23 protein-coding genes are annotated in these 23780 nt (G+C 30.4%); 9 read left to right on the top strand and 14 right to left on the bottom strand.

Going from position 1 to position 23780, the window contains the following annotated elements; translation table 11 throughout:
• Window position 1: 1 nt before the first annotated feature.
• Together KMP11_RS00240 and KMP11_RS00235 are read right to left on the bottom strand one after the other, a co-directional pair.
• Entirely contained in the window at window positions 2–949 is a 948-nt protein-coding gene (locus KMP11_RS00240; protein WP_216279872.1) for an acetylxylan esterase, read from the bottom strand.
• 8 nt (window positions 950–957) lie between these two features.
• Window positions 958–1818, bottom strand: a complete 861-nt coding sequence (locus KMP11_RS00235; RefSeq protein WP_216279871.1) for an ROK family protein — start codon at window positions 1816–1818, stop codon at window positions 958–960.
• Window positions 1819–2008: 190 nt separating this feature from the next.
• Here KMP11_RS00235 and KMP11_RS00230 point away from each other — a divergent pair, with 190 nt between their 5' ends.
• From KMP11_RS00230 to KMP11_RS00215, 4 genes are all read left to right on the top strand, one after another.
• Window positions 2009–2887 carry an N-acetylneuraminate lyase gene (locus tag KMP11_RS00230; protein ID WP_216279870.1) on the top strand — a complete coding sequence of 293 codons (879 nt, stop codon included), beginning with the start codon at window positions 2009–2011 and terminating at the stop codon, window positions 2885–2887.
• A 102-nt stretch (window positions 2888–2989) separates the two neighbouring features.
• Window positions 2990–4141: an N-acetylglucosamine-6-phosphate deacetylase gene (gene nagA, locus KMP11_RS00225; protein WP_216279869.1), complete on the top strand. Its 1152-nt coding sequence runs from the start codon at window positions 2990–2992 to the stop codon at window positions 4139–4141.
• Between the two features lie 14 nt (window positions 4142–4155).
• Window positions 4156–4878: a glucosamine-6-phosphate deaminase gene (gene nagB / locus KMP11_RS00220; protein ID WP_216279868.1), complete on the top strand. Its 723-nt coding sequence runs from the start codon at window positions 4156–4158 to the stop codon at window positions 4876–4878.
• A 22-nt stretch (window positions 4879–4900) separates the two neighbouring features.
• Window positions 4901–5953, top strand: a complete 1053-nt coding sequence (locus KMP11_RS00215; protein ID WP_216279867.1) for a cyclically-permuted mutarotase family protein — start codon at window positions 4901–4903, stop codon at window positions 5951–5953.
• Between the two features lie 140 nt (window positions 5954–6093).
• On the opposite strand, the gene KMP11_RS00210 is transcribed toward KMP11_RS00215, so the two are convergent.
• The gene (locus KMP11_RS00210; RefSeq protein ID WP_215755898.1) at window positions 6094–6387 is read right to left on the bottom strand and encodes a PspC domain-containing protein; all 294 of its coding nucleotides are present in this window, start codon (window positions 6385–6387) and stop codon (window positions 6094–6096) included.
• 860 nt (window positions 6388–7247) lie between these two features.
• Window positions 7248–7703 carry a low molecular weight protein-tyrosine-phosphatase gene (locus KMP11_RS00205; protein ID WP_216279866.1) on the bottom strand — a complete coding sequence of 152 codons (456 nt, stop codon included), beginning with the start codon at window positions 7701–7703 and terminating at the stop codon, window positions 7248–7250.
• A 221-nt stretch (window positions 7704–7924) separates the two neighbouring features.
• On the opposite strand from KMP11_RS00205, the gene KMP11_RS00200 reads away from it, so the two are divergent.
• Window positions 7925–9649, top strand: coding sequence for an ABC transporter ATP-binding protein/permease (locus KMP11_RS00200; RefSeq protein ID WP_216279865.1), 1725 nt, complete (start codon window positions 7925–7927; stop codon window positions 9647–9649).
• Window positions 9649–11247, top strand: coding sequence for an ABC transporter ATP-binding protein (locus KMP11_RS00195; RefSeq protein ID WP_216279864.1), 1599 nt, complete (start codon window positions 9649–9651; stop codon window positions 11245–11247). The genes KMP11_RS00200 and KMP11_RS00195 overlap by 1 nt, the downstream gene beginning before the upstream one ends.
• Before the next feature lie 256 nt (window positions 11248–11503).
• Here the strand turns inward: KMP11_RS00195 and KMP11_RS00190 are convergent, their stop codons facing one another.
• Window positions 11504–12811: an N-acetylmuramoyl-L-alanine amidase family protein gene (locus tag KMP11_RS00190; protein ID WP_216279863.1), complete on the bottom strand. Its 1308-nt coding sequence runs from the start codon at window positions 12809–12811 to the stop codon at window positions 11504–11506.
• 415 nt (window positions 12812–13226) lie between these two features.
• Complete coding sequence (locus KMP11_RS00185) at window positions 13227–14456, bottom strand: aminopeptidase (protein WP_216279862.1); 1230 nt, start codon at window positions 14454–14456, stop codon at window positions 13227–13229.
• 983 nt (window positions 14457–15439) lie between these two features.
• Here KMP11_RS00185 and KMP11_RS00180 point away from each other — a divergent pair.
• The 3 genes from KMP11_RS00180 (at window position 15440) to KMP11_RS00170 (ending at window position 16960) form a co-directional block, all read left to right on the top strand.
• A complete protein-coding gene (locus tag KMP11_RS00180; RefSeq protein WP_216279861.1) occupies window positions 15440–15928 on the top strand; it encodes a VanZ family protein in 489 nt (162 codons plus the stop codon).
• A gap of 76 nt (window positions 15929–16004) precedes the next feature.
• On the top strand, window positions 16005–16361 hold the full coding sequence (locus KMP11_RS00175; protein ID WP_216279860.1) for an arsenate reductase family protein: 357 nt from the start codon (window positions 16005–16007) through the stop codon (window positions 16359–16361).
• 23 nt (window positions 16362–16384) lie between these two features.
• Window positions 16385–16960: a hypothetical protein gene (locus KMP11_RS00170; protein ID WP_216279859.1), complete on the top strand. Its 576-nt coding sequence runs from the start codon at window positions 16385–16387 to the stop codon at window positions 16958–16960.
• A gap of 214 nt (window positions 16961–17174) precedes the next feature.
• Here KMP11_RS00170 and KMP11_RS00165 read toward each other — a convergent pair whose 3' ends face one another.
• From KMP11_RS00165 to KMP11_RS00130, 8 genes are all read right to left on the bottom strand, one after another.
• Window positions 17175–17492, bottom strand: coding sequence for a hypothetical protein (locus KMP11_RS00165; protein ID WP_216279858.1), 318 nt, complete (start codon window positions 17490–17492; stop codon window positions 17175–17177).
• Window positions 17492–18166, bottom strand: coding sequence for a transaldolase family protein (locus tag KMP11_RS00160; RefSeq protein WP_216279857.1), 675 nt, complete (start codon window positions 18164–18166; stop codon window positions 17492–17494). The genes KMP11_RS00165 and KMP11_RS00160 overlap by 1 nt, the downstream gene beginning before the upstream one ends.
• 159 nt (window positions 18167–18325) lie before the next feature.
• The gene (locus KMP11_RS00155; protein WP_216279856.1) at window positions 18326–19126 is read right to left on the bottom strand and encodes an SDR family oxidoreductase; all 801 of its coding nucleotides are present in this window, start codon (window positions 19124–19126) and stop codon (window positions 18326–18328) included.
• A gap of 11 nt (window positions 19127–19137) precedes the next feature.
• Window positions 19138–19491, bottom strand: coding sequence for a PTS glucitol/sorbitol transporter subunit IIA (locus KMP11_RS00150; RefSeq protein ID WP_216279855.1), 354 nt, complete (start codon window positions 19489–19491; stop codon window positions 19138–19140).
• A gap of 26 nt (window positions 19492–19517) precedes the next feature.
• Window positions 19518–20522, bottom strand: a complete 1005-nt coding sequence (locus KMP11_RS00145) for a PTS glucitol/sorbitol transporter subunit IIB (RefSeq protein ID WP_216279854.1) — start codon at window positions 20520–20522, stop codon at window positions 19518–19520.
• 15 nt (window positions 20523–20537) lie between these two features.
• Complete coding sequence (locus KMP11_RS00140) at window positions 20538–21086, bottom strand: PTS glucitol/sorbitol transporter subunit IIC (RefSeq protein WP_216279853.1); 549 nt, start codon at window positions 21084–21086, stop codon at window positions 20538–20540.
• A gap of 26 nt (window positions 21087–21112) precedes the next feature.
• Window positions 21113–21556 (bottom strand): transcriptional regulator GutM, encoded by a 444-nt coding sequence (locus KMP11_RS00135; protein WP_216279852.1) that lies wholly within the window; start codon window positions 21554–21556, stop codon window positions 21113–21115.
• Between the two features lie 10 nt (window positions 21557–21566).
• Entirely contained in the window at window positions 21567–23480 is a 1914-nt protein-coding gene (locus KMP11_RS00130; protein ID WP_216279851.1) for a BglG family transcription antiterminator, read from the bottom strand.
• Between the last annotated feature and the right edge of the window lie 300 nt (window positions 23481–23780).

Here is a 23780-nt window from a genome sequence, read left to right as displayed (position 1 = left end):
TTTACACCCCTTTATTGTTTGCCAATAAAAATTCTAGCATTTTGTCATTAAAATCTGGCATTCTCTCATGGGCAAATTTTTTATATAAAATCATTTTTTTCTTACTCTTGATATTATTATAAACTGCATATTGGGTAGGTATAGGACAAACTAAATCTATTTTGCTTCCTGCAAAAAGAACATCTGCTTTTATCCTAGGAGCAAAATTTTTCGTATCTATGTAGGCTAGTCTTTTGAAAAATTTTTCGTCATGCTCGCCAGTGTTGTTGAACCAACGGGCATAATAGCGTAAACCTTCGTAGGCTAGCAAGTCTAAATCCATGTCATATACTTTTTTCATATCTGACAAGAAAGGATATTGAATAATACATTTTTTTATATCAGGATTTAAGCCTGCACAAATCACAGAAAAAGCTCCACCTTGAGAACCACCAGCACAATTTATATTATTTTCATCAATAAAATCTAAGTCTTTTGCTATCCTAATAAGTAAACACACATCTAAAATATTTTTACGATAAAGCATATTATCTAAGCTATCATCTAAGCCTGCTACTATATGACCTGCTACTGTTGTGCCCTTAATTCCTCCAATATCTTCACTCCTCCCACCTTGACCGCGGAAATCCATAGCAAAAGATGCATAGCCTAAAGAACAAAAAGCACTTTTTTTAAACCAATTTCTGCTACAACCTGGATAACCGTGGAAATAAAATAGGGCTGGTAACTTTTTAGAAGTTTTTGGTTTTATTAACTTGGAATATATGCTAGCACCGTCAAAACTTTCAAAAGTTAGATGAAAATACTCTATATCAGAAAAATTATATTCTTCTGCCCTCTCTAAATTATATTTTAATGGTATACTTTCAATAAATTTTAGTTGCTTGTCCCAATAAGTATCAAAATCATCTGGTCTGGGATAAGCTCCCTTGTAATCTTCTAAAAACATAAAAACTCCTAATTAAAAAATGGACTTATAGCTCCATAAAGAGCTGCATCATTATCTAGCTGTGCTACTAAAAATTTAGTTTTATTTGTTTTTATAGAATTAAGCTCTCTTACTTTTCTTTCTATAAGATTGATAATATATTCTCCCTGCTTAGATATTGCACCACCTATAACCACATATTTTGGATCTAGTATAAATAAAATATTAACCAAGCCTAGTGCCAACTCTTCTAGCCACTCATCAAGTATTCTAAGACAGTCTTTATTTTCATTTCTACATTCAACAAAAAAATCTTTAACACTTAAATTGTCGTCATATTCTGCCTTTATTTTATTAGCCAGGGCTATGGTAGAAGCTCGCTGTTCATAAGTAGTTTTAGTTTTAGGGTCATAAAGACTTCTCCCTACTTCGCCGGCTCCAAAATTAGAACCAGTCAAAATTTCTTTAGCATAGTAGGCTCCACCTATACCTGTTCCCAGGGCTACGCAAAATACTTCTTCTAAACCACAGGCTACACCATTAATTAATTCTCCTCGCAAGGCACAATTAACATCATTATCTACAAAAATTTCTAGGGCTAATTTTTCTCCGATTTCCTTTTCAAAATCAGTTCCAATATAATTTTTTATAGTAGGAGTAGCAGAAATAACTTTTTTCCTTAGTGTATCTATTACACCCGCTGATGAGATACCAACTTTTTCAAAAGAATATTTTCCTCTAATTTCCTTAGAAATTTCTACTATAAGATCTGTAATTTTTTTCTCCACATTGTCAGGAGTATCTGCAACTTGTCTATAAATTATATTTTTTTCTTTATCTACTACTGCGAATTTAATAGTTGTTCCTCCAACATCAACAGCTAAATACATAATTTCCTCCTTAAAATTTAATATGTTATTTTAATATCATTATACACAAAAATAAAAATTTATGCTAGTATTATTTTCTATAAAATAAAGAATGATAGCGTATTTTTTCTTGACATAAGATTAAAAAAAGTATACAATATAAATGAAAATAATTTAATGTGTTAAATTCTAAAAAATAAGGAGATTGTTCATGAAAGACTTAAAAGGTGTTTATTCTGCATTATTAGTCCCATTTGATAAGGAGGGAAATCTATTAGAAGATGGGCTAAGAGAAGTAATAAATTACAATATCAACGTAAATAAAGTTGATGGTTTATATGTAAACGGAAGTAGTGGGGAAAATTTTTTACTAAATACCGCTACTAAAAAACGTATTTTTGAAATCACAAAAGAAGAGGCTGGAAATAAAGTTAAACTAATAGCTCAAGTTGGCTCTCTTGATTTGAATGAAGCTGTTGAACTAGCTAAATTCACAACTGAATTGGGTTACGACTCACTATCAGCTGTAACTCCATTCTACTACCAACTTTCATTCGAAGAAATAAAACACTACTACCAAACAATACTTAATGCAACAGACAACACAATGATTCTGTACTACATTCCATTCTTAACTGGTGTTAAAATTAGTTTAGACCAATTTGCAGAATTATTGGATAATGAAAAAGTTATCGGTGTTAAATACACTGCCGCTGACTTCTACCAATTAGAACGTTTCAGAAAGAGATTCCCTGATAAGTTAGTTTGGTCAGGATTTGATGAAATGCTTGTTCAAGCTGCAGTAAGTGGTGTAGATGGTGCTATCGGTTCTACATTTAACGTACAAGGAGCCTTAAGTAAAAAAATATTCCACCTTGCTAAAGAAGGTAAGCTTGAAGAAGCTTACCAATTACAACACAAAGCAAATGACCTTATCGAAAAAGTTCTTGAACTAGGACTTTATCAAACTCTAAAAGAAATTCTAAAAATCAAGGGTGTAAATGCAGGACACTGCAAAAAACCTATGAAAGAATTTGACACAGAAAAATTACCAGAACTAAAAAAACTGGTAGAAGACTATAACCTATAATATATTCAGGTTAAATATAATTTAAAGCCTACTAAAAATAATATGATTGAAGCCTGAGAAATTCTCGGGCTTTAATTATAGATAAGGAAATGAGGGAAAAATATGCTAATAAAAAGTAAAAAAGTTTGGCTATCTGGTCAATTTTTACCACTAATCATAGAAATTATAGACGGAAAAATAACTTCTATCTTTGAATACGACGAAAATAAAAGTGTAGATTATGACTTTGGAGCAAATAGAATCTTGCCCGGTTTCATAGATATACACACACACGGAGCTTACGGTTTCGATACAAATGACGCCGACAAAGAAGGGCTTAGCAAGTGGGCAAAGAATATTGGTGAAGAGGGCGTTACAGCATTTTGTCCAACAACCATAACACAAACAGAAGAAGTTTTAACTAAGGCTGTGAAAAATGTAGCCGACCTCATGGCTGAAGATTATGAGGGAGCTGAAATATTGGGTATCCACTTTGAAGGTCCCTACCTAGATGTTGAAAAACGTGGAGCTCAACCCCTATCTTGTTTAGCCAAACCTAGTGTAGACCAATTTAAAAAATTTCAAGTAGCTAGTAAGAACAACATTCGCTTAATTACCCTAGCCTGCGACCTAGACCCTGACTACAAACTAACTAAGTATCTTGCCGCTCAAGGTATAAAAGTCAGCATGGGGCATTCATCTGCAAACTACAAACAAACTGCCCTAGCCTTTGCAAATGGAGCCAACTCACAAACTCACGTTTATAACGGTATGACAGGTTTCCACCACAGAGACCCGGGACAAGTAGGTTACGCCTATTTTTCAGATGACAGCTACGGAGAATTAATATGCGATGGTATCCACTCTACACCAGAAGCAATAAGTATCTTCTTCAATGCCAAAGGAAAAGAACGTAGCATCTTAATAAGCGACTCTATGAGTGCTAAAGGTTTGGGTGCTGGAGAATATATTTTTGGTGGCGAAAAAGTTATCGTGCATAAAGACGGTAGTGCCACTCGTGAGGACGGTAGACTAGCAGGCTCAACTGCAAGCATCATAAAAAGTTTAAAAGTCGTTGTAGAAGAAGCATTAGTTCCTATCACATACGCAATTAATGCCTGCACCAAAAATCCAGCCAACCTTCTAGGTATCGGAGATAGAAAGGGTAAAATAAAAGTAGGTTACGATGCAGACCTTACAATAATTTCAAATGATTATGAAGTAATAACTACCTTTGCAAGAGGGAAAGTTACATATAAAAATAAATTTTATTAATAAGGAGAAATAATATGCAATATAATGTATATAAAACAAAAAAAGAGGCTTCTGTGGCTGCCTTTGAACTAATGAAAAAAAACTTAAGTTCAAACGTAACTCTAGGACTTGCTACGGGTGATACACCCAGAGACTTATACAAGGCAATGATAGAAGATTATAATAAGGGCGGTTTTTCTTATAAAGATGTAAAATCATTTAACCTAGATGAATATGTAGGTATTTCTTATGACCATCCAGAATCTTACCACAAGTTTATGGAAGCTAACTTATTCGACCATATTGATATAAAAAAAGAAAATACTCATGTCCCTGACGCAAGTGCAGAAAATTTAGAAAAAGCTATTGCAAATTACCAAAATCTCTTAGATAATAGCATTATAGATATACAAGTATTGGGTGTGGGAAGTAACGGTCATATCGGTTTTAACGAACCCAATACTCCTTTTGATATCGGTGTCCATCTTGTGGATTTAAAAGAAGAAACAATTTTAGCAAATTCAAGATTTTTCGACAACAATATAGACCTTGTACCAAAACAAGCTGTAACTATGGGTATAAATGACATTATGAAAGCAAAAATGATTATACTACTTGCATTCGGAAAAAATAAAAAACAAGCTATAAAAGAATTATTATCTAACTTAGAAGTTTCTACCTCTATACCATGTACAGTTTTAAAACAACATGCCAACCTACACATCTTTGTCGATGAAGAAGCAGACTACCAAAGATAGAAGTCTAAGGAGATTTATGTAAATGGTTAATATAATAAAAAGTTTTAAGGTGGGAGAACTCCCTGCCCCACAGGGTTATGAAAAAAATATTGGTGTTGCCAATATGCTGTGTGGCATTATAGACAATAAAATTATTTTGGGTGGCGGAGAAAACTTCCCTTACAAGTCAGTATTGGATGGCGGAGATAGGGTAATCCATAAATTCCTATACCTTATAAGACCCATAGAAAATTCATTTCATATTATTGACAAAACAGAATTTGAAAGACCAGTAGCCTACGGCTCTACCGTTGAATATAACAATATGCTTTTCTATGTTGGTGGTAATAGAATTTTAAAAATAAATGTTATCAACAACAAGCTTCACCTCCAAGAATATGTAAATCTACCTTTTAACATAGAAAGGGGTATTGCCCACATTCAAGGCGGTATCATCTACTACGGTTTGGGTTGCATAGACGGAGAATATACAAATAGATTTTTCTCCTTTAATATCTTTACAAAAGAAAATATTGAACTACCATCATTCCCAGCTTCTGGTAGAGAACATTCAGTATCAGCTATCTTCGGAGACGAAATAGTAGTATTCGGTGGTGCTAATCAAACAGCCTATACAGAAGGCTACAAGTACAACATCAAAAAGAAAATTTGGACAACTATAGGAGATGTTGAAATCGACGGAGAGAAAATTTCAGTTATCGCTGCTGGCTACACCAAAATTGATGACGACACCTTGGTAGTAATAGGTGGATTTGCAAAAGAAAGATGGGATGAAGCAAACTATAAACTTACCCACTTAAGAGGAGAAGAAAAACAAGAATTTAGAAAATTTTATTTCACCCAAGAACTTGACTACTATAACTGGAATAAAAAATTATTATTCTATAATCACAAAACAGAAACTTGGTCAAGTCCAGGTGATATAGATTTCAATCCAAATTGTGGTAATGCCCTTGTGCTAATAAACAATAGTTTATACTCTATTATGGGAGAAATAAAACCTGGTATCAGAACTCCAGAAATACACAGAATAGTCTTAGACAAATTAAATTACAAAGAAAAAGAACTATACTAATATAAAAATAGTGTGGATAAAAAATCTGCACTATTTTTTATTTAAAATTTTTTACGAACCTAAATAAATTATTATCTAAAAAATTTTTATTAATACTAAAAAAATAAAAAATAGCTGTAAAATTTTACAACTATTATTTTTTATATTTCTCTACTATTTACATCAATAAAATCATCACTTTTTTTATAATTATCAATCTTGCCATCTTCCAAGGGTAAATTGTAGGCTAAAAAGTAATAAAAGAAAGCAGTTAAAGCAAAAGAAAATATTACACTAAAGAACCAACAGGTCCTTACATTTACTACTTTATAGCCAAACCTATTGGCAATTCCTTTACAAACTCCAGCAAATATAGCACCCTCATTAGCCCTATAAATACCAAAAAAAGAAGCTATGGCTGTAAATGGTTTTTTAAAAGAACTTTTTTTATTCAAAATCTTTGCTCCTTATATTTTTGAATTTTATAATTTAATTTATGTATTTTTATATTATGCCACAAAAAATAAATATTATCAAATTTAAAAGCAAAAAGTAAACTTTACTAATACAACTAGACTTAAATATATTAATATAGTTATAACTTTTAATATAATAAATATATGTTATAAGTACCATATAATTAACACTTTTGAAATTATAATCATTTATACAAAAAATTATAACTAGATAGCAAACTTTTCAAAATTAAATCTCATAAATTTTTTCCATGTTCAAATAGTAAGTAGCTTAAAATTATTAAAATAAAAAACTAATATATAATTTTTTCAAGCAAGATAAAAGCTAAATAAAAATTTTATGGCGATAGTCCCTAACATAAAATTTAAAAACTAGTCTAGAAACAAAAAGTTATATTATATATTTTCTGGAAAAAATATAAATTTAAAATAATATTTTTTAAAAATAAATCACATAAATTTTTTCCATATTTAAATAGCAAGTAACTTAAAATTATTAAAATAAAAAACTAATATATAATTTTTCTTATTAGCATATCAAAAATTTAAAAATCTACCCTAAAAACTAAAAGCTTACCCTATATAATTTCTATCAAAATATAAATTTAAAATAATATTTTAAAAGTAAATCTCATAAATTTTTTCCATATTTAAATAGCAAGTAACTTAAAATTATTAAAATAAAAAGCTAATATATAATTTTTCTTAAATTTTAAATCTAAGTAAATAAAAAGTTACATCATCAAGAAAAGCTTGTTTATAAATAACAAGTAACCTCCTAATTTTGTAACTTTAAATTTAATATTATTAACTTAGTTATATAAAAGAGCAAAAAATATTTATAATTCTTTTTTTATCTTGTCAAGTAGAGCCTTGCAACCTAAAAAGACATCTTCATAAGTTTTGTCAAAGTCCTTAGTGTGCCAAGGGTCTGCTATTCCTCTTTTAAGTCCTGCATATTCTAGTAGCATTTTCACTTGCCCACTAGGTCTTTTACCGATAAATTTTTGAATATTTTTTATATTGCTTTCGTCCATAGCCACTATATAGTCATTAGCCAAATCTCTATCCTCTAAGCTGCGAGAGTACATACCAGCAACAGAAATATTTTCTCTTGCCAGCCTTTCTTTTGTTCCCTGATGAACGGGATTGCCATGCTCCCAAGAACTTGTTGCTGCTGAATCTATTTCTATCTGCTTGCTAAGTCCCTCCTCTTCAACCATTTTTCTAAATACCGCTTCTGCCATGGGTGAACGACATATATTGCCAAGGCAGACAAATAAAACTTTTACCATTTTTTCCCTCCTTTTTTCAATTTAATTATATACTATTATAAATTTTTTATATAATATTTAATTTAGGATAGGGAAAAATTTTATGAAATATGAACATTATGTGAATAAATCTTATTTTTTAGCAAATATTAGAAAAATTTGTTATTTTTACATGAAATTTTTATTATATTCTTATATAATAGTATTTGATAATTATTATCAATTAAACTTAAGGAGGAGCTATGAAAATTGACAAAAGAGCCCTTGCTCTATTCTATATAAAAAATGAAGTATATCTCATTGCCTTTTGTAAGGTTCTAACTTTCCTTTCTTCTTTATACCTTACCTACAATTTTGTAGACTTATTATTCAAACTAATAAATAAAAATGCAGATTCTTCTTATCTTACCCTATTTATACTAAGAAGCCTTTTTGCCCTTATCGTCTACTACTTGGCAATGTTTTTTGACAATAAAATTTCCCATGAAATTGCTAAAAAAGTTCGCAACTTGTTGCGTACAGAAATTTATAACAAGATAGAAAAGTTATCCCTAAACTATACAGAGGCCGTTTCGACAAGTAGCTTGCTGGTTATGAATTCTTCTTCCATAGTCAGTATCGAATTATATTTTAATAAGTTTATACCCCAGATCTTCGCAACAGCTCTTATAGTTATATCGTCTTTGGTCATATACGGTTTTATTAGTATTTGGCTTGCTGTAGCCATGCTAATTCTCTATCCCTTAATACCCCTATCAATTATGATTATTATTAAAAAATCAAAAAAAGCTAACAAAAAAACTTTTACAGATTTTCTTAGCTTGTCGGAAGTGTTTTTTGATAGGTTGCAGGGTTTTACGGTAGCAAAAATATATGGCAAAGAAGCTAATGTCAGCCGTGAAGTTGATAAACTTAGTTTAAATTATCGCCAGTCTACAATGCAACTCTTAAAACACCAGCTAAATTCTATCAATGTAATGGACGCTATTACCTATCTTTCTATTTTTATTATGTCTATTATTGCCATCTTGACTTTGGATAATCCTATTTTTATTATCTTTGTTATTGTTGCCAGTTTTGAATGCTTTAAGCCCTTGCGAGCTATGGGCGGACTATTCCATATTTCTATGAAGGCTAGTGTCGAACTAGAAAACATTTATAAACTCCTGGACTACAAAGAAGATGAAAAAGATAAAAATATCAGACTTGCTCCCGGTTATGATATAAATATTAATAATGTTGACTTTGCTTATGACAACAAGAAAAAAATTTTAAAAAATATAAATATGACTTTTAGAAAGTCAGAAAAAATTGCCCTTGTTGGTGAAAGTGGTTCTGGAAAATCTACACTTATAAAACTTTTACTGGGCTTAAAAAGGGTGCAAAAAGGTTTTGTAAAATACGCCGACTATAATTTGGCAGATGTAGACTTTAAAGAATTAGCAAAAATTATAACGCTTATTACAAGTGATAGCTATCTTAATGCAGACACTATCCGTAATCATCTAGCAGTTAATGAAAACATTAGCGAAGATGAAATGTTTGAAGTTTTAGAAAAAGTAAATCTAAAAGACCTAGTCTTAGAAAATGGAGGTTTAGACTATAAATTAGCAGAGGGTGCATCTAACCTTTCAGGAGGGCAAAGGCAAAGACTTTTGGCGGCCAAAGCCATACTAAAAAATTCCTATATCTATATTCTTGATGAGTCTGTATCCAACATTGATGATTATAGCAAAAAATCTGTCCTAGCTGCCTTTGATAGTATCAGCAAGGATAAAATCATACTTATTATTTCTCACGACTTAGAAGTTACTAAAGACTGCGACAAGATATATGTTCTAAAGGACGGAAAAATTTTAGAAGAGGGTGCCCATATAGAACTTATTAATAAGAATAATCTTTATGCCAACCTATCCAAAGAACAAACTAGTCTAAAAAATAAATTTCTTGCAAGGGAGGTAGAATAATGACATCACTAGCTAGTTTAAAACAATTACTAAATTTAACAAAAGAACTTAAAAAACCCCTAATAAAAGCAACTATTTTCGGTTCTCTTGCCCACATCAGTCTTCTTGTCTTTACATTTCTATTAGCCCTAATCTTTTTAAACAGGGGCTGGTCTGTTTACCTGCTGGCTGTCTTAGCCTTTTTGCTAGCCTTTATCAAAGGGTTTTCAGCCTATGCAGAACAACTTTTAAATCACTACGTAGCCTTTAAGATACTCCACATTTTACGTATCAAGGTTTTAGAAAAATTCAAAAAAATATCCCTAGACAAGTTTCTAAAAAATAATTCTGGCGACTACATGACAGTCATTACTAACGATATAGAAATATTAGAAGTTTTTTATGCCCATACCATAAGCCCATTTTTTATATTTTTAGTCCAAACCTTTGTGCTAACCACATTCTTAGCTTTCTTTAGTCTGAAATTAGCCTTGCTTCCCCTAATCATATATCTAATAATGGGTCTTGCCCTGCCCCTGATTTTTAAAAATTCGGCTCAGAGCTACGGCGATAATTACCGCAAGCAGCTGGCAGATATAAATAAGAACTCTAAGGAAGAAGCCTATTCTATATTTGAAAGTATCCAATACCAAAAAATAGATGCCGTTAAAGAGAAACTAAATAAAGAAACTGACGCCCTAACTAGTAGCTCTTATAGAAAAAATCTTTTTCAAATAAATCTTAACTTTATAAATATGCTAATTTATAATTTGGCTGTCATATCCTTTATATTTGCCGCAAAAAAACATCTAAGTGATACAAATACAATAATAGCCCTTGTCGCTATGTTTATAGTCTCATTTACCCCTATATTTTATATGGGGAATCTAGCTTCTACCCTTAGTCCAACAATGGCAGCAGGAAAAAGATTTTTAGAACTGATAAACCTAGCTGAAGAAGAGGAAAACTCTGGTAATATAGTTGACTTCAAGGAATTAAAAGTTGATAAACTTAACTTTAGTTACGGCAAGAAAAAAATAATAGATAACCTAAGTTTTTCTGCTAAAAAGGGGCAAATTGTCGGTCTTGTTGGCGACAGTGGTAGGGGAAAATCTACCCTGGCAAAATTAATAATGAAGTTCCTCCCCCTTGAGGATGGTCAGATAAAAATAGACGGTGTCGATATTTCTAAGATAGACAATACCTATTTCAGAAAAAATTCCTCTATCATTATGCAGGATACTTATATGTTTAATACAACTTTGGCAAAAAATATTGCCCTCTTTGATAAAAAAATTGATAATGAAAATTTATATGCCAGTTTAGAGGCAACCAATCTTAAAAATTTTGTCCAAGCTCTGCCAAAAAAAGAAGAGGAAATAATTGGGGAAGGTAGTAGTAATATCTCTTCTGGACAAAAACAACGCCTATCAACTACCCGCTCCCTATACAGCAAGTCAAAATTACTAATTTTAGATGAGGCAACTGCCAATATAGATGTCTTTAGTGAAATTGAATTGCTAAAAACATTGGAAAAAATAAAAAAGGATAAAATTATCCTTATAATTTCCCACAACAAATCCACCCTATCTATTTGCGACAAGATAGTTGAAATATAAAAAGACCTATGACGGGTCTTTTTTGGTAGAAAGTTTTTATGCTAGCTGGTATGATAAAAATTTTTAATTAAAAAATTTAGATTTTTATTAGCTAGCTAATTAATAAAATGATAGAAATAAAAATGCTAATAAAAGCTAGTAAAGCATAGGCAAGTAAAATAATATTCTAGCTGGGTCTGGCAATTTATATTATTAGAAGCTTGACACAATAAAAAACTTGCTAGACATTTGTCTAGCAAGTTTTTTTGTGTAGGTATTATTTTACCCATGCTCCATTTTCATCTACTAAATAGCCATCTGGAGTATATTCATTAACTGCCATGTAGCCACCTTGTTTTAGGTAGTACCAGTTTCCGTCAGTGTGTTTAACCCACTCATTTTGAGCCATGTAGCCTCCTGGATTTAGGAAGAACCAAGACCCGTCTACATATCTCCAAGTGTTCTCAGCCATTTTTCCGTCGTTATCGAAGTAGAACCAAGAATTGTATCCTTTGTCGAATACCCAGCCCTTAGCCATAGTTCCATCTTCTTTGTTGTAGTGCCAAGCTCCGTCTTTTTTAGCAAATCCTGGAGTGAATGTGTCAGTAAGACCGTATTCAGCATTTAATTTAGTTAAGTAGTTATCACTTAATCCTGGAACTTTAGATTCTACATAGGCTAAGGCTTCTTTTAACTCATCTACATATTTTTTATTATATTGAGCTACTGCCTTATAATATTGAGCATCCCCAAGTAGATTTACATATTCTGGATCTCCTACTTTTGCACCACTTACAGCAAGTTTTCTAGCCGCTTCAGAGTAGTCGAATTCAGCCTTTCTTAACTCTTTTTCAGCTTCTTCTAGTTTAGCCTTAAAATTACCTACACTTTCAAGCAACATTCCTAAAGCTTTTCCAGCTTTATCTCTAGCTTTCTCAAGATCTTCTGTATTACCATCAGCTTTTGATGCTTCTAGCTCAGCTTTATATCTTTCAAGATAAGCAAGATTAAGTTCTGTTGTAGCATCCTCTACTGCCTTTTTGGCTGCTTTGATTTCAGCTAGTTCTTTAGCTTTATGTTTCTCAACCAATGCAAAAGCACCTTGAGCCACAGTTAATGCATCCTTATCCATATCTAATTTTTCTTTTAAATCAGCTAATTCTTTCTCAGCTTTTGCAACTTTCATTAACTCTGTTTGTAAATCTTCGTCAGTGTAGCTAGGTTTTGTAGTAGAAGTGTATTTTCCTACATTAAGTTGGGCTAATGCAAGTTTTCCTTCAGCCTCCTTAACCTTAGTTTCAGAATTTTTAACTTCTTCTTCAAATTTATTAACCTTTACTTTAGCATCTTCTAACAATTCTTGATGTTTTTTCTCTAAATCTTTATAGCCTTCTTTTTTAAGTAGCATCATTAGAGCATCATTAGCGTCTTTAACTTTTCCTTCAGCCGCCTTAATAGCTTCGTCAGATTTGTATTTAGCTAATTCGCTAAGTTTGGCTTGGGCGTTTTGTGGTTGTGTAAAAGCTGTAACTGATGGTAATACTAAACCAGCAACTAAAGCTGATGCGATTAATTTTTTGTTCATAAGCATGAATCTCCTTTAATAATATATTTTATGTTCTAATAATACCACCATATTATTGAGATGTCAACACTTTTATTAATCATTTCATTACAAAAATGTTACAAAATTGTTACAAAGCTATATATATATATATATATATTAGGCTTCTTCAAAAATAATTAGCATTTTTGCCCTAAAACTGTTAGGCAGTGGTTGCAAAATAATTACTTTAGACTTGCAGAAGTCTTACAGACAGACCCAGAATAATTTCTTCTATATAAATATAAAAAAATTCTAAGTTACAAATTCATTTCTTAAAATTTTTCTTTCCATCTAAAAAATAAAAAAGCCAATCAGGTTGGCTTTTAATATTTTATAAATTTAATTTTTTATGTAAGATTAATAAATTATTTTCTAGCTTATAACTTATAAAACCTTACGCCCAGTTTCCTGCTTTGAATATTGCTACTTCTTTGCCGTCTTTTGTTATTCCTACTATGTTGGTAGTCTTATCTCCTATCATAAAGTCAACGTGAATTAAACTGTCGTTAGCTCCAGCTTGAGCTAGTTCTTCTTCTGACATATTTTCTCCATTTTCTAAACAAGTAGGATATGCTTTACCTAGGGCGATATGGCAAGATGCATTTTCATCGTACAGAGTTTCTAAAAATAAAATCTTTGTATTTGAAATTGGTGAATGGAAGGGTACTAGGGCAATTTCTCCAATTCTTTTTGCACCTTCATCTGTTTCTAGTAAATTTTTTAGAACTTCTTCTCCCCTTTTAGCAGCAAAGTCAACAACTTTTCCATTTTCAAATTTTAACCAGAAATCATCTATTAAAACTCCGCCATAATTAAGAGGTTTAGTATTATAAACTATTCCGCTAGTAATATCCTTATGGGGAAGAGTAAATACTTCTTCTGTTGGAATGTTGGCAACAAATCTTTCTCCTGTTTTACCTGCGATACTTCCTGCACTTTGCCAAATGTGATTGTTTGGTAGTCCTACATATAGGTCTGTTCCGTTTTCGCTTCTTATGTGGATTTTTTCAAATTGGCTAGAGTTTAAAAAATTTCCTTTTTCATCAAGTATAGAAATATGTTCTTCCCAATTTGCTATACCGTCGCCATCAAGGCGGCAAGCAGTCAGTATCAAGTCCCATAGTTTCAAATAGGCTTCTTGGTCTGCTAAGTCTGGGAATAATTTTTTAGCCCAAGCTACTGAAGATGCTGCCGTTACGCACCAAGGGCATTCATTATTCATTATAGCTTTCATATAGTTACGCAGGGCTTTTGCTCGGGCTAGCATATCCGTTTTTAATTTCTCGCTATCAACTCCTGCCAAACCGTCTGGGTCATCACTGATTATAGATATAAAGCCAGCACCCTTTTTAACTGCTTCTTCATTTTTAGATACCAACCATTCTGGAAATTCTGCTAGACTTTCCTTGCTGGCATAAGTTAGGCTTTGTCTTTTTAATTTTTGGTCATTCCAGTCGATACTAACTTTTTTTGCTCCTAACTTATAGCATTCTTCAGATACTTTTAGGGCAAAATCTCTTGCTTCGATACTTGAGCGAATAACTATCTCCTGATCTACTTGTGTATTAATACCTATTTTTGCAACAACTTTTGCATAATTTTCTATTCTTTGTTCTAATGTCATACTCGCAACTCCTTTTAAAAATTACCCTAATTATACCACAGCTTGTAAAGTCTACCAACTAACTATTCTCAAATTATTTTAAAGAAAAGATTGCTAAGTCTACAATTTCTCTAAAAGTTTTTTAATTTTATTAGCTAATTTCCCTAAAACTTTCTACTAATAAACTAATATTTTTTAAAAAATTAATTTAAAAATTTTTCTAACAGAAGTAACTATCAAATATACTTGACAAAATTCACTGAAAAATATAAAATAAGAATATAAGCAAGAAAAAATATGAAATTCATAGTAGCACCTCCTTTACTGTTAAGTAAATTTGGCAAAAGCAACAAAAATATTGTAGCATAAACTAATATTTTTTTAAAATTAATTTAAAGATTTTTTCTAACAGAAGTAAGTGTCAAATATACTTGACAAAATTCACTGGAAAATATGGAATAAAAACATAAGCAAGAAAAAATATGAAATTCATAGAAGAAAAGACAGGATGCCCGTCCTGTCTTTTCTTTTTTCAAGGCTGGTTACTTTTTAAAAATTCTATCCAACCATTTGCAAATGTAATAAGCAAGAACATTTACCATAATAGAATTTATTAGATAATTTATGAAATACATAGTAACACCTCCTTTACTATTACGTAAATTTGGCAAAAGTAACAAAAATATTGTAGCATAAACTAATAAATAAAAACAAAGTAAAAAATAAAAATTTTAAAATTATTAAACTATACAAAATTTATTACTTAAAAATTACTAGCCTTGCTAAAAATTTTACAAAAATTTTTATAAAAACTTAATGATAAAAACCACGTTTAATTAAACTTTATAAAATTAGATTTTAAAAATTTATTCACTAAAATTTTTAAACCTATAAAGCTCTTTTAAAATAAAATATTAAAAATTAATCACTTCTTTCTAATATTATTTTATATTGTTATTACTTATGTTATAATTGTCTTGAGATAAAATTAAGCGAGAATTTGTATGCCATCAAAAAAAACACATTTAATATCCAATATTTTATTCTGCCTCTACCTAGTATTTTTAACTTGGATTATTATTTTCAAATTAGACCTGGATGTTTTTTCTTTTATTAAAAATCATTCTGCAAGAAATATCAATCTTCTTCCCTATGCCTATATGAATAAACTAGAGGTATTTTTAAATATTTTAGTATTTATTCCCTTTGGTATTTACGGAAAAATTATTTCTGATAATTCTAGTGGCCTTTCTGTGATTTCCTACGCCTTTAGTCTTAGCTTTTTTTACGAAGCAGCCCAGTACATTTTTGGTGTTGGTTATAGCGACATTACCGACCTAATAGACAATACTCTGGGTGCAATAATCGGTGTTCTACTTTTTAAAATACTAAATCTAACTTTTAAAGAACATACCCAGACCCTAGTAAACTTTTTTGCCCTAGCAGTGGTTTTCGCTTTTCTTTATGTATTACATAGCTATCATTTACTATAAATAACTTTTAATCTTATTTTTTATTTTAAAATATCTATGCTATAATATAGATGAGAAAATATGAAAGGAGAAATATATGAAAATTTACGAATATCCGAAATGCTCAACTTGTAGAGCGGCTAAAAAATTTATCAAAAACAATGATATTGATGCTGAATTTATTGATGTAACAAAGCAAACACCAACAAAAGAAGATATAAAAAATATTTTGAAAAACTTTGGTGTACCAATAAAAAAACTTTTTAATTCTAGCGGTATCCTTTACAGAGAAGGCAAGCTAAAAGAAATACTACCAAATCTTTCTTTAGACGAGCAAATTGACCTACTTTTAAGCGACGGTATGCTTATAAAAAGACCCCTTGCTTTTGATGTGGATAATGAGGTCTTTTTACTAGGCTTTAAGGAAGAAGAATGGGAAAAACAAATTAAATAAATTTTATAAGGGGAGGTACTTTTATGGAGGACAAAATAAGACAATATGTGGAAAATGAATTTAATAATTTAGCAGAAAATAAATTTAACAGTAAAAAAACAAAAAAATTAGCAAAAAACAGAGTTATGAAAAACTCTCTAAAAGTCTACAACAAATACATAAATAAGGGCTACTCTGAACATGACGCTTTAGATTTAACTCTTAGCTGGAATAAGAAATATTCTCTTAGAAGTAATATCTTTATGGTGAAAAATACAATCTGTTTTTCTGGAGAAATGAAAATTTATGCCACTACCTTTATTACTTTGCTAATTATTATGGCTATTTTGTTTATGATAGACGATGATAGCATTGTTTTTCTTTCAGCCTTTTTATTATTTATTTTAGCTAACATAATATTGTTAACAAAAGATTATAGCGAAGATAAATTATATAAAATTATTGTTAATTCTAGGTTTATATACTTCATACCCATAGCCCTTGTTTTTTACTTACTTAACCATAAAAATCTTATATTTATGGGAGGGGTATTTTTACTACCTATTGAAGTATTATTTATACAAATATACATCTTGTTTAATAAAAATAAAGCCTGCTAAATACTCAAGCTAAGATTTAGATTAAGTATTAGCTTGTTTTTTAATCAAAAAACAAGCTTTTTCAAGCTTGTCTTTTAAAAAGTATTTATTAATTTTTTCAATATTTAATTGATAATTAAGGTCTTTTTATTTAAATCTAGGTTTATAATAAGGTTGGCAAAATTGTATATTATACAAACTTATTTTTTATAAGAACTTAAAAATAGAGTTTTAATTATTTCACTTCTTTATTTTTTGCCTTATTTAATATATTCAAATTACTAACTAATTTTTTAACTGCATACCAAGTAAGAAGTATAAGTGGAATGTAGTAAAACCAAGAACGAATGTGATATATATGTTCTATTAAAAACAAAACACTTACAAGTGTAAATATTATACTTATCTTGATAAGATTATTACGATATTTACTTAGTTGTTTTTTATCAAGTAATATACGAGTTTCATAAGGAATTAATTTTTCTAAAAATAACATAAGACTTGCAAAACTACCTAGAACTATCATTAAGATATAAGTAATAGTACAAACCATTATATAAAATCTCCAACCCTTAAATTACCGAATGTTTTATTCCAATCTACTTCAAAATCTGAAATAGATTTGTCTGTATAGGGGTGCCAAATACTTTGTTCTAATAAATCTGTAGAGACTGTAACAGTGTCTACTCCAATTACTAATAAGTCTGTAAATTGTTCAATATTTTTAAAACTTGCAGCTAATATTTTTGTATTATAAGAAGATAAAATTTTTTGCATATCAGCTAATACTTTTATAGATTCCATACCCATGTTTGCCATTCTGTTGACATAGGGAGCAACATAATCAGCACCTGCTTTGGCTGCGGCAAACACTTGAGAAGATGTAAAAATAGAAGTTACCGTTACTCCAATACCTTCCTTTTTACACAAAGAAACAGCTTTTAAACCTTCTTTTGAAATAGGAATTTTAATAAAGAATTTACCTCCAAAAAACTTATGTAATTTTATAGCTTCAGATAAAATTTTTTCGGCAATTTTTTCTGTCGTTTGAACATGTATTTCATAGTGTGAATTTACAAATTTTTTAATCTCATACATTTTCTTTTGCAAATCTGAATTCTCTTTTGCTAAAATAGAGGGATTTGTGGTAATGCCCGATATAGGATAATAGTCTGCAATTTTTTTTATTTCTTCTATATCGCTACTATCTACTAGTATATTTGTCATACTATCTCCTTTCTATTACTTCCTACTATTATTAATTCTAAGTGTTTTATACTATGTCTTAAATTTCACTTTTAAAGTAATATTCAACTATATAGCAAAAATATTACCTTAATAGTTATAAATTTATTTGGTATAAAAGAAAATATTTTTATTTAATTTCTAGCCACGGGTTTTTCCACCTGCAACATTATAGGTTACTCCATGAACATAACTTGCACGTTCACTAGCCAAATATGCTACAAGGTCTGCTACTTCACTAAGTTTTCCATCTCTAGCAAGCGGTGTTGTCTTGCTACTTGTGTAGCCTTCACGAATTTTCTCAACCGTAATTCCTCTTGTGTAAGCTAGTGCTTGCTCATAAGCTAATGTTCGTAAACCTGTTGCTTCTAAAATACCAGGTGCTACGCCTACAACTCGCACCCCGTATTTTCCTAATTCTTTTGCCCAAGAGCGTGTAAAAGAATTAACTGCATTCTTACTAGCTGCATAGATACTTTGCCCTTCTGAACCTTCTAATCCACATTCTGACGACATATTAATAATAACACCACTACCTTTTTCAACAAAAATTCGTCCAACAGTTTGTGCTACTAGATAAACACCTTTTACATTAATATCCATTACTTTATCATAAACAGCATCATTTAATTCATACTTACTATAACTTTTTTTACTGTCTACTAGTAATGTCGGTATATTAATTCCTGCATTGTTTACCAAGATATCAATACTACCAAATTTTTCTAATGTTTTGGTTACCATTTTTTCTACATCTTCACGTTTTGATACATCACACGCTAGGTACATAAGTTTATCATTATCTGATTGTTTTTCTTGCAAATCACTAACTACTACATTACAACCCTGATTTAAAAATTCTTGTACAACTGCTGCTCCTATACCTGAATAACCACCTGTAACTATCGCTGTTTTTCCTGTTAAATTTAACCATGTTGTCATAATATTCCCCCTTACTCTTCTATTCGAATTACTGTTCCTATTTCTAAGACTGGACATTGTTTATTTTCTACGGCAATAGCTCCAGGTAAAACATTGCTATCATCACTAAAATTAACTGTTAGATGTCCTAGTTGCACCAAATTATGTTCAGCAATATCTCCTACCGCAATAATTTCATAATCTGAACCGTCTATTATCAAACGTTGTCCTACTTTAATTTTTGCTTTTGTAGGTTTTATAGCGATACTATAACAATAATCTTTCAAAGTTTCTGGTGCATTATCTCCAAAAGTAATAAACATACTATCGCCAAGTTCTTTAACTAAAACTCCCTTTTCTTTAACTGTATTTTCGTATACTAACACATTTTCCACTCCATAACTTTAAATTTTTAATACAAACCAAAGCTTGCTAACCAAGCAACAATAACACGAGGAACTCCTATAATAAATCTAGAATATAGTACAGAAACAACTCCTACTTCTACTGTTTCTGGTTCTGCTTCGGCTAAACCTAATCCTACTGGGATAAAATCACACGCACATTGTGTATTAATTGCAAACAATGCAGGTAATGCTAAACTTGGAGGTATATTTCCTTTTCCAATTTCAACCCCAATTAATGTACCGATAATTTGTGCAATAACCGCACCTGGTCCAAGTAAGGCAGATAAAATTGGAATTGAACAAACAAAACCTAAGGCAACTAATCCATAAATATTACCTGCTAATGGTGTTAATAATTTGGCAAACCAATCTCCAAAACCAGAACCCTGAATAATACCTATTAACATCGCCACAAATGCCATAAATGGCAAAATAGTTGTAATCATAGCTTGTACTGCATCACGTCCTGCTTGATACAAGGTATGAACAAATTTCCCAACATTCATACCTATTTTTTGAACAAGAGATGATTTTGAATTTTCTGCCAATGTTTGAGATACTTTTTTATCAGCACTATATTTAAATTCACGTTTTTCCTCTGAAGAATAAACTATTTTTTCCTCACTACTTGCTAGACCATCTACAGATTTAATTTCATTCAAACCTACTGCTGAAACATAAATGTCTTCTTTAATAAATTTAGCAAGCGGTCCACTAGGTCCAACAGGCATAATATTTATTGTCGGAATACGTTTTTGTGGATAAATACCACAACGCAGTGTCCCACCACAATCAATAATAACTAAAAATATTTCTTCATCAGGTACAGATGTTTTAAAACCATTTACAGCACGGCAACCCGTAAGTGAAACTATTTTCTCAACAATTTCAGGTTCTGCTCCTCCACCTGTAATATAAAGTAGTACATCTTTCCCTGGTTTTGGTGTAACTGTTAAAGGACCACCAAAACCTCCACTTCCTTTTTCAATACGAATACTATTGTAAGTCATGTCTAGTTCCTCCTATTATTTTATCTGCAATTCATTTTTCAACATAATTCCTTGTTGTTTCATTACGATTTTTGTTGTAAAATCAGTAACCCAACCTGCAAAGAAATTCATGACTAAACCAACCAATAAATAGTGAATTGCTAAAGGTGTTATGTTTAGACCTAATTGTGTAATTCCATTTGCTATTCCTAGGTAAATAAAAATTTCTCCGACATTAATATGTGGAAAAATACCACTATTTGTATGACAGTGATAAGATGCAGAAGCATAATAACTTGGTTTCATACGTTCTGGTAAAAATTTACCCATAGATAGTGCCATAGGATTTCCTAGCATAAAGGCTGATAAGAATGGCAAGACTCCATAAGCCAACACCACATTTTTTGAACACAGTTTTGCAAAGTTATCAACACGCTTAGGTCCGATAAATGCAATCAATGCATTCATAAATACAAGTAATAATAATACTTTTGGAATAATTCCAGTTACCCAACTAACAAAGGTTTTTGCACCCTCATCGAATAAGCCTGTAAATCCAGAAGCCAATTGAACAATATAATCCATTTTTTCTCCTCCTAATAAATATATTTTTATGAATTAAATTTTAATTTGCGATAAATTTTTATAAATGGACTCGGTGGCATTGACACCTCGTCACCATTTGCAACAGTTTTGAATGTTACAACTCCGTCTAAAATTGCACTTGTTAAGGACTTAGACAAGCCCAAAGCTTTACAATCACCTTCATTAATAGTAGCTACATTTATACCCTTAAAAGCATCATATCTGTGAAATCTTGCAAGAACAGTTACTCCTTGCATCACTGCACCGTCTATGACTTTTTGTTTGTCATCTATTGCAAACATCACAATTGCACCAGCACGGAAAGCCCCTTTTTTTCTTCCTATAACAACACATCCTTTTTGACGCATTTTGCGATAGTATTTGTGAAAACTTTGTATCTGAATATAGGTCAATAGATACTGTAAAATAAAAGCTATCAATAGCAAAAAACCAAGAGCAACTATGTTCATAATATTCCTCCTATCTGTATAAATTTGTTTCTTTGATAAAGTAATGAACTAAATCTGTGTAATTTTTTAATTTTGATATTCCAGTGAGAAACTTTTCATCTTTCATCATTGAAATCAACTCATCATAAGTTTTTACAAGTAGCATAGAATAACTATCGTCAGCAGGTATGGCTGCTAGAAAAATTAGTTTCAAATCTGGTTTATCAGAAAAACCATCTTCACTAACTCCTAAAGACAATATAAAAAGATTAGATTTAAGATTTATTACATGGGGAAAAGCCACTTGGTCTGTAAAAATCATAGACGAACGCTTTTCTCTCTCAATAACACGTTCTAAAAACATCTTGTCAACAATATTTTTTTCTATCAACTTATTGACTATATTATGTACGTTCTCGTGGTAAGTTTTTTGTGGGTCGCATATGAAAAATGTTTCTTCTGAAATAGAGCTAATAAGTACCGACTCCACACCTCTAATAATTGGCATGTTTGCCTTGTCAATATACCTCATCAAACCAATTTCTTTTTTTATATAGGCAATATCTAAAATTTCTGGCTGAAATATTACTCGTACATCTTCAGGAAAATCTTTTTTTACCGTCGAAATTACAAGTTGATAATCTTTATAGTCAACATTTTCATAAGGAGAAGAAACCGTTAAATAAATATGCTCTTTGAGTTTTGATTCCAACTGAAAAATCATAAGTTCCCTAAAAGCTGAGCCTGTTTTTGTGATTAGCAAAACTTTCATTTTATCAAAATTAATACTCAGCTTATTAATAAAAGTTTCAAAATATACTGCCAAATAACAAACTTCAGCTTCCGAAATCTGATAACCATAATCTTTTTGGATAACGCCTGAAGCTAATTGTGCAATCTTGTAGGACATAACATATTTTTCTTTGATAGTTTCCGTCATATTGTTACTATAATTAACACCATATTTTTGTCTTTGCATTAAAAAGTAAATATGATACATAAATTCTTCCACCATATTTGAAATATCAAAATCAATACCATACTCAAAATAAATTTCTCCAAGAATATGAGCAACAAGTTGTTTATACTCTTGATTATCTTTCAAACTTTTATTAATGCTTGCAATATTAGTTGCTAATCTCATCGTAGCAAAGCAAATTGTTAAAAATTTCTTTTCATCTTGCGATAATTCTAACTGATATTTTCCTTTAATATAGTTACATATATCTTCTAAAAATTCTGACGTGTAAAAATTTAATAATTCATCATACTGGTTTTTGGTGAAATGTAAATAAAATCCATTGGCAAATCTGTCTAGTGATACAGTTAAATATTTAATAAACTCACTTTTTATTTGAAAATCAATATGATGTTTTATGAGTAGTTCGTTGATATAATCATTATCCTCTTTATCGAAAATATCCTCTTTATAAATATAATTATAAATATTTTCAATAACAAACATCCGAATGTCTTTTTCAGCTCCTTTTACATTTATACCAACATTCGTTTTTCCAATTATGGAGAGTTTGTATTCTTTGACAATATCTTTTAATTTATTAATATCGCTGAGTAGTGTACTACGGCTAACAATCATATCAAAAGCCAAATCATCAATAGTGTGTGATACTTTACTTTCCATCAATTTTTTAAAAATATAAACCAATCGAACTTTACTAGAGTCAAAATTTTTATACATATCATAAATACTAGATTTAATATTTACATATTTTTCAAATTTCACAATGTAGAGGAGATAGCCACCGCTATCATATTTAATGTAGGCAGCATCTCCTAGCATAGCATTTAAATCTTTGATTTCATTTTGAATGGTTTTTTGCCCAACTCTAAATATATCCGAAAAATATTTTTCCTGTACGATAAAATTTTCTTCTAATATATTTAGTATCCGCAAACTTCTATTATCATAGTTGAAAATATCCACAAATCTCACCACCTATTTTTATTATAAGGGTCTTATATTCAAAAATTAATACGGTTATTTTCTAGCTTGTAGAAATTGGTTATCATATTTATAGTAGCAAGGTTTTAATATAACAATTTATTTAACTTATTATTTTTTATTTAATATTAAGCGAGAAAAAAGATATAAAAATAAATTCCATATTAATTTTTTTCTTATAGACAAGAAACTTAAAAATAAATAATCATTAATAAGACCATAAAAATTTACTCCATATTATAATAAAGTAAAAATCATAATATAATTAAAAATTATCTATCA

The organism is Gemella sp. zg-570 (genome assembly GCF_018866345.1).
Taxonomy (GTDB): domain Bacteria; phylum Bacillota; class Bacilli; order Staphylococcales; family Gemellaceae; genus Gemelliphila.
The sequence above is the reverse complement of the archived record's forward strand: the minus strand, read 5'-3'. Positions and strand labels throughout refer to the sequence as shown.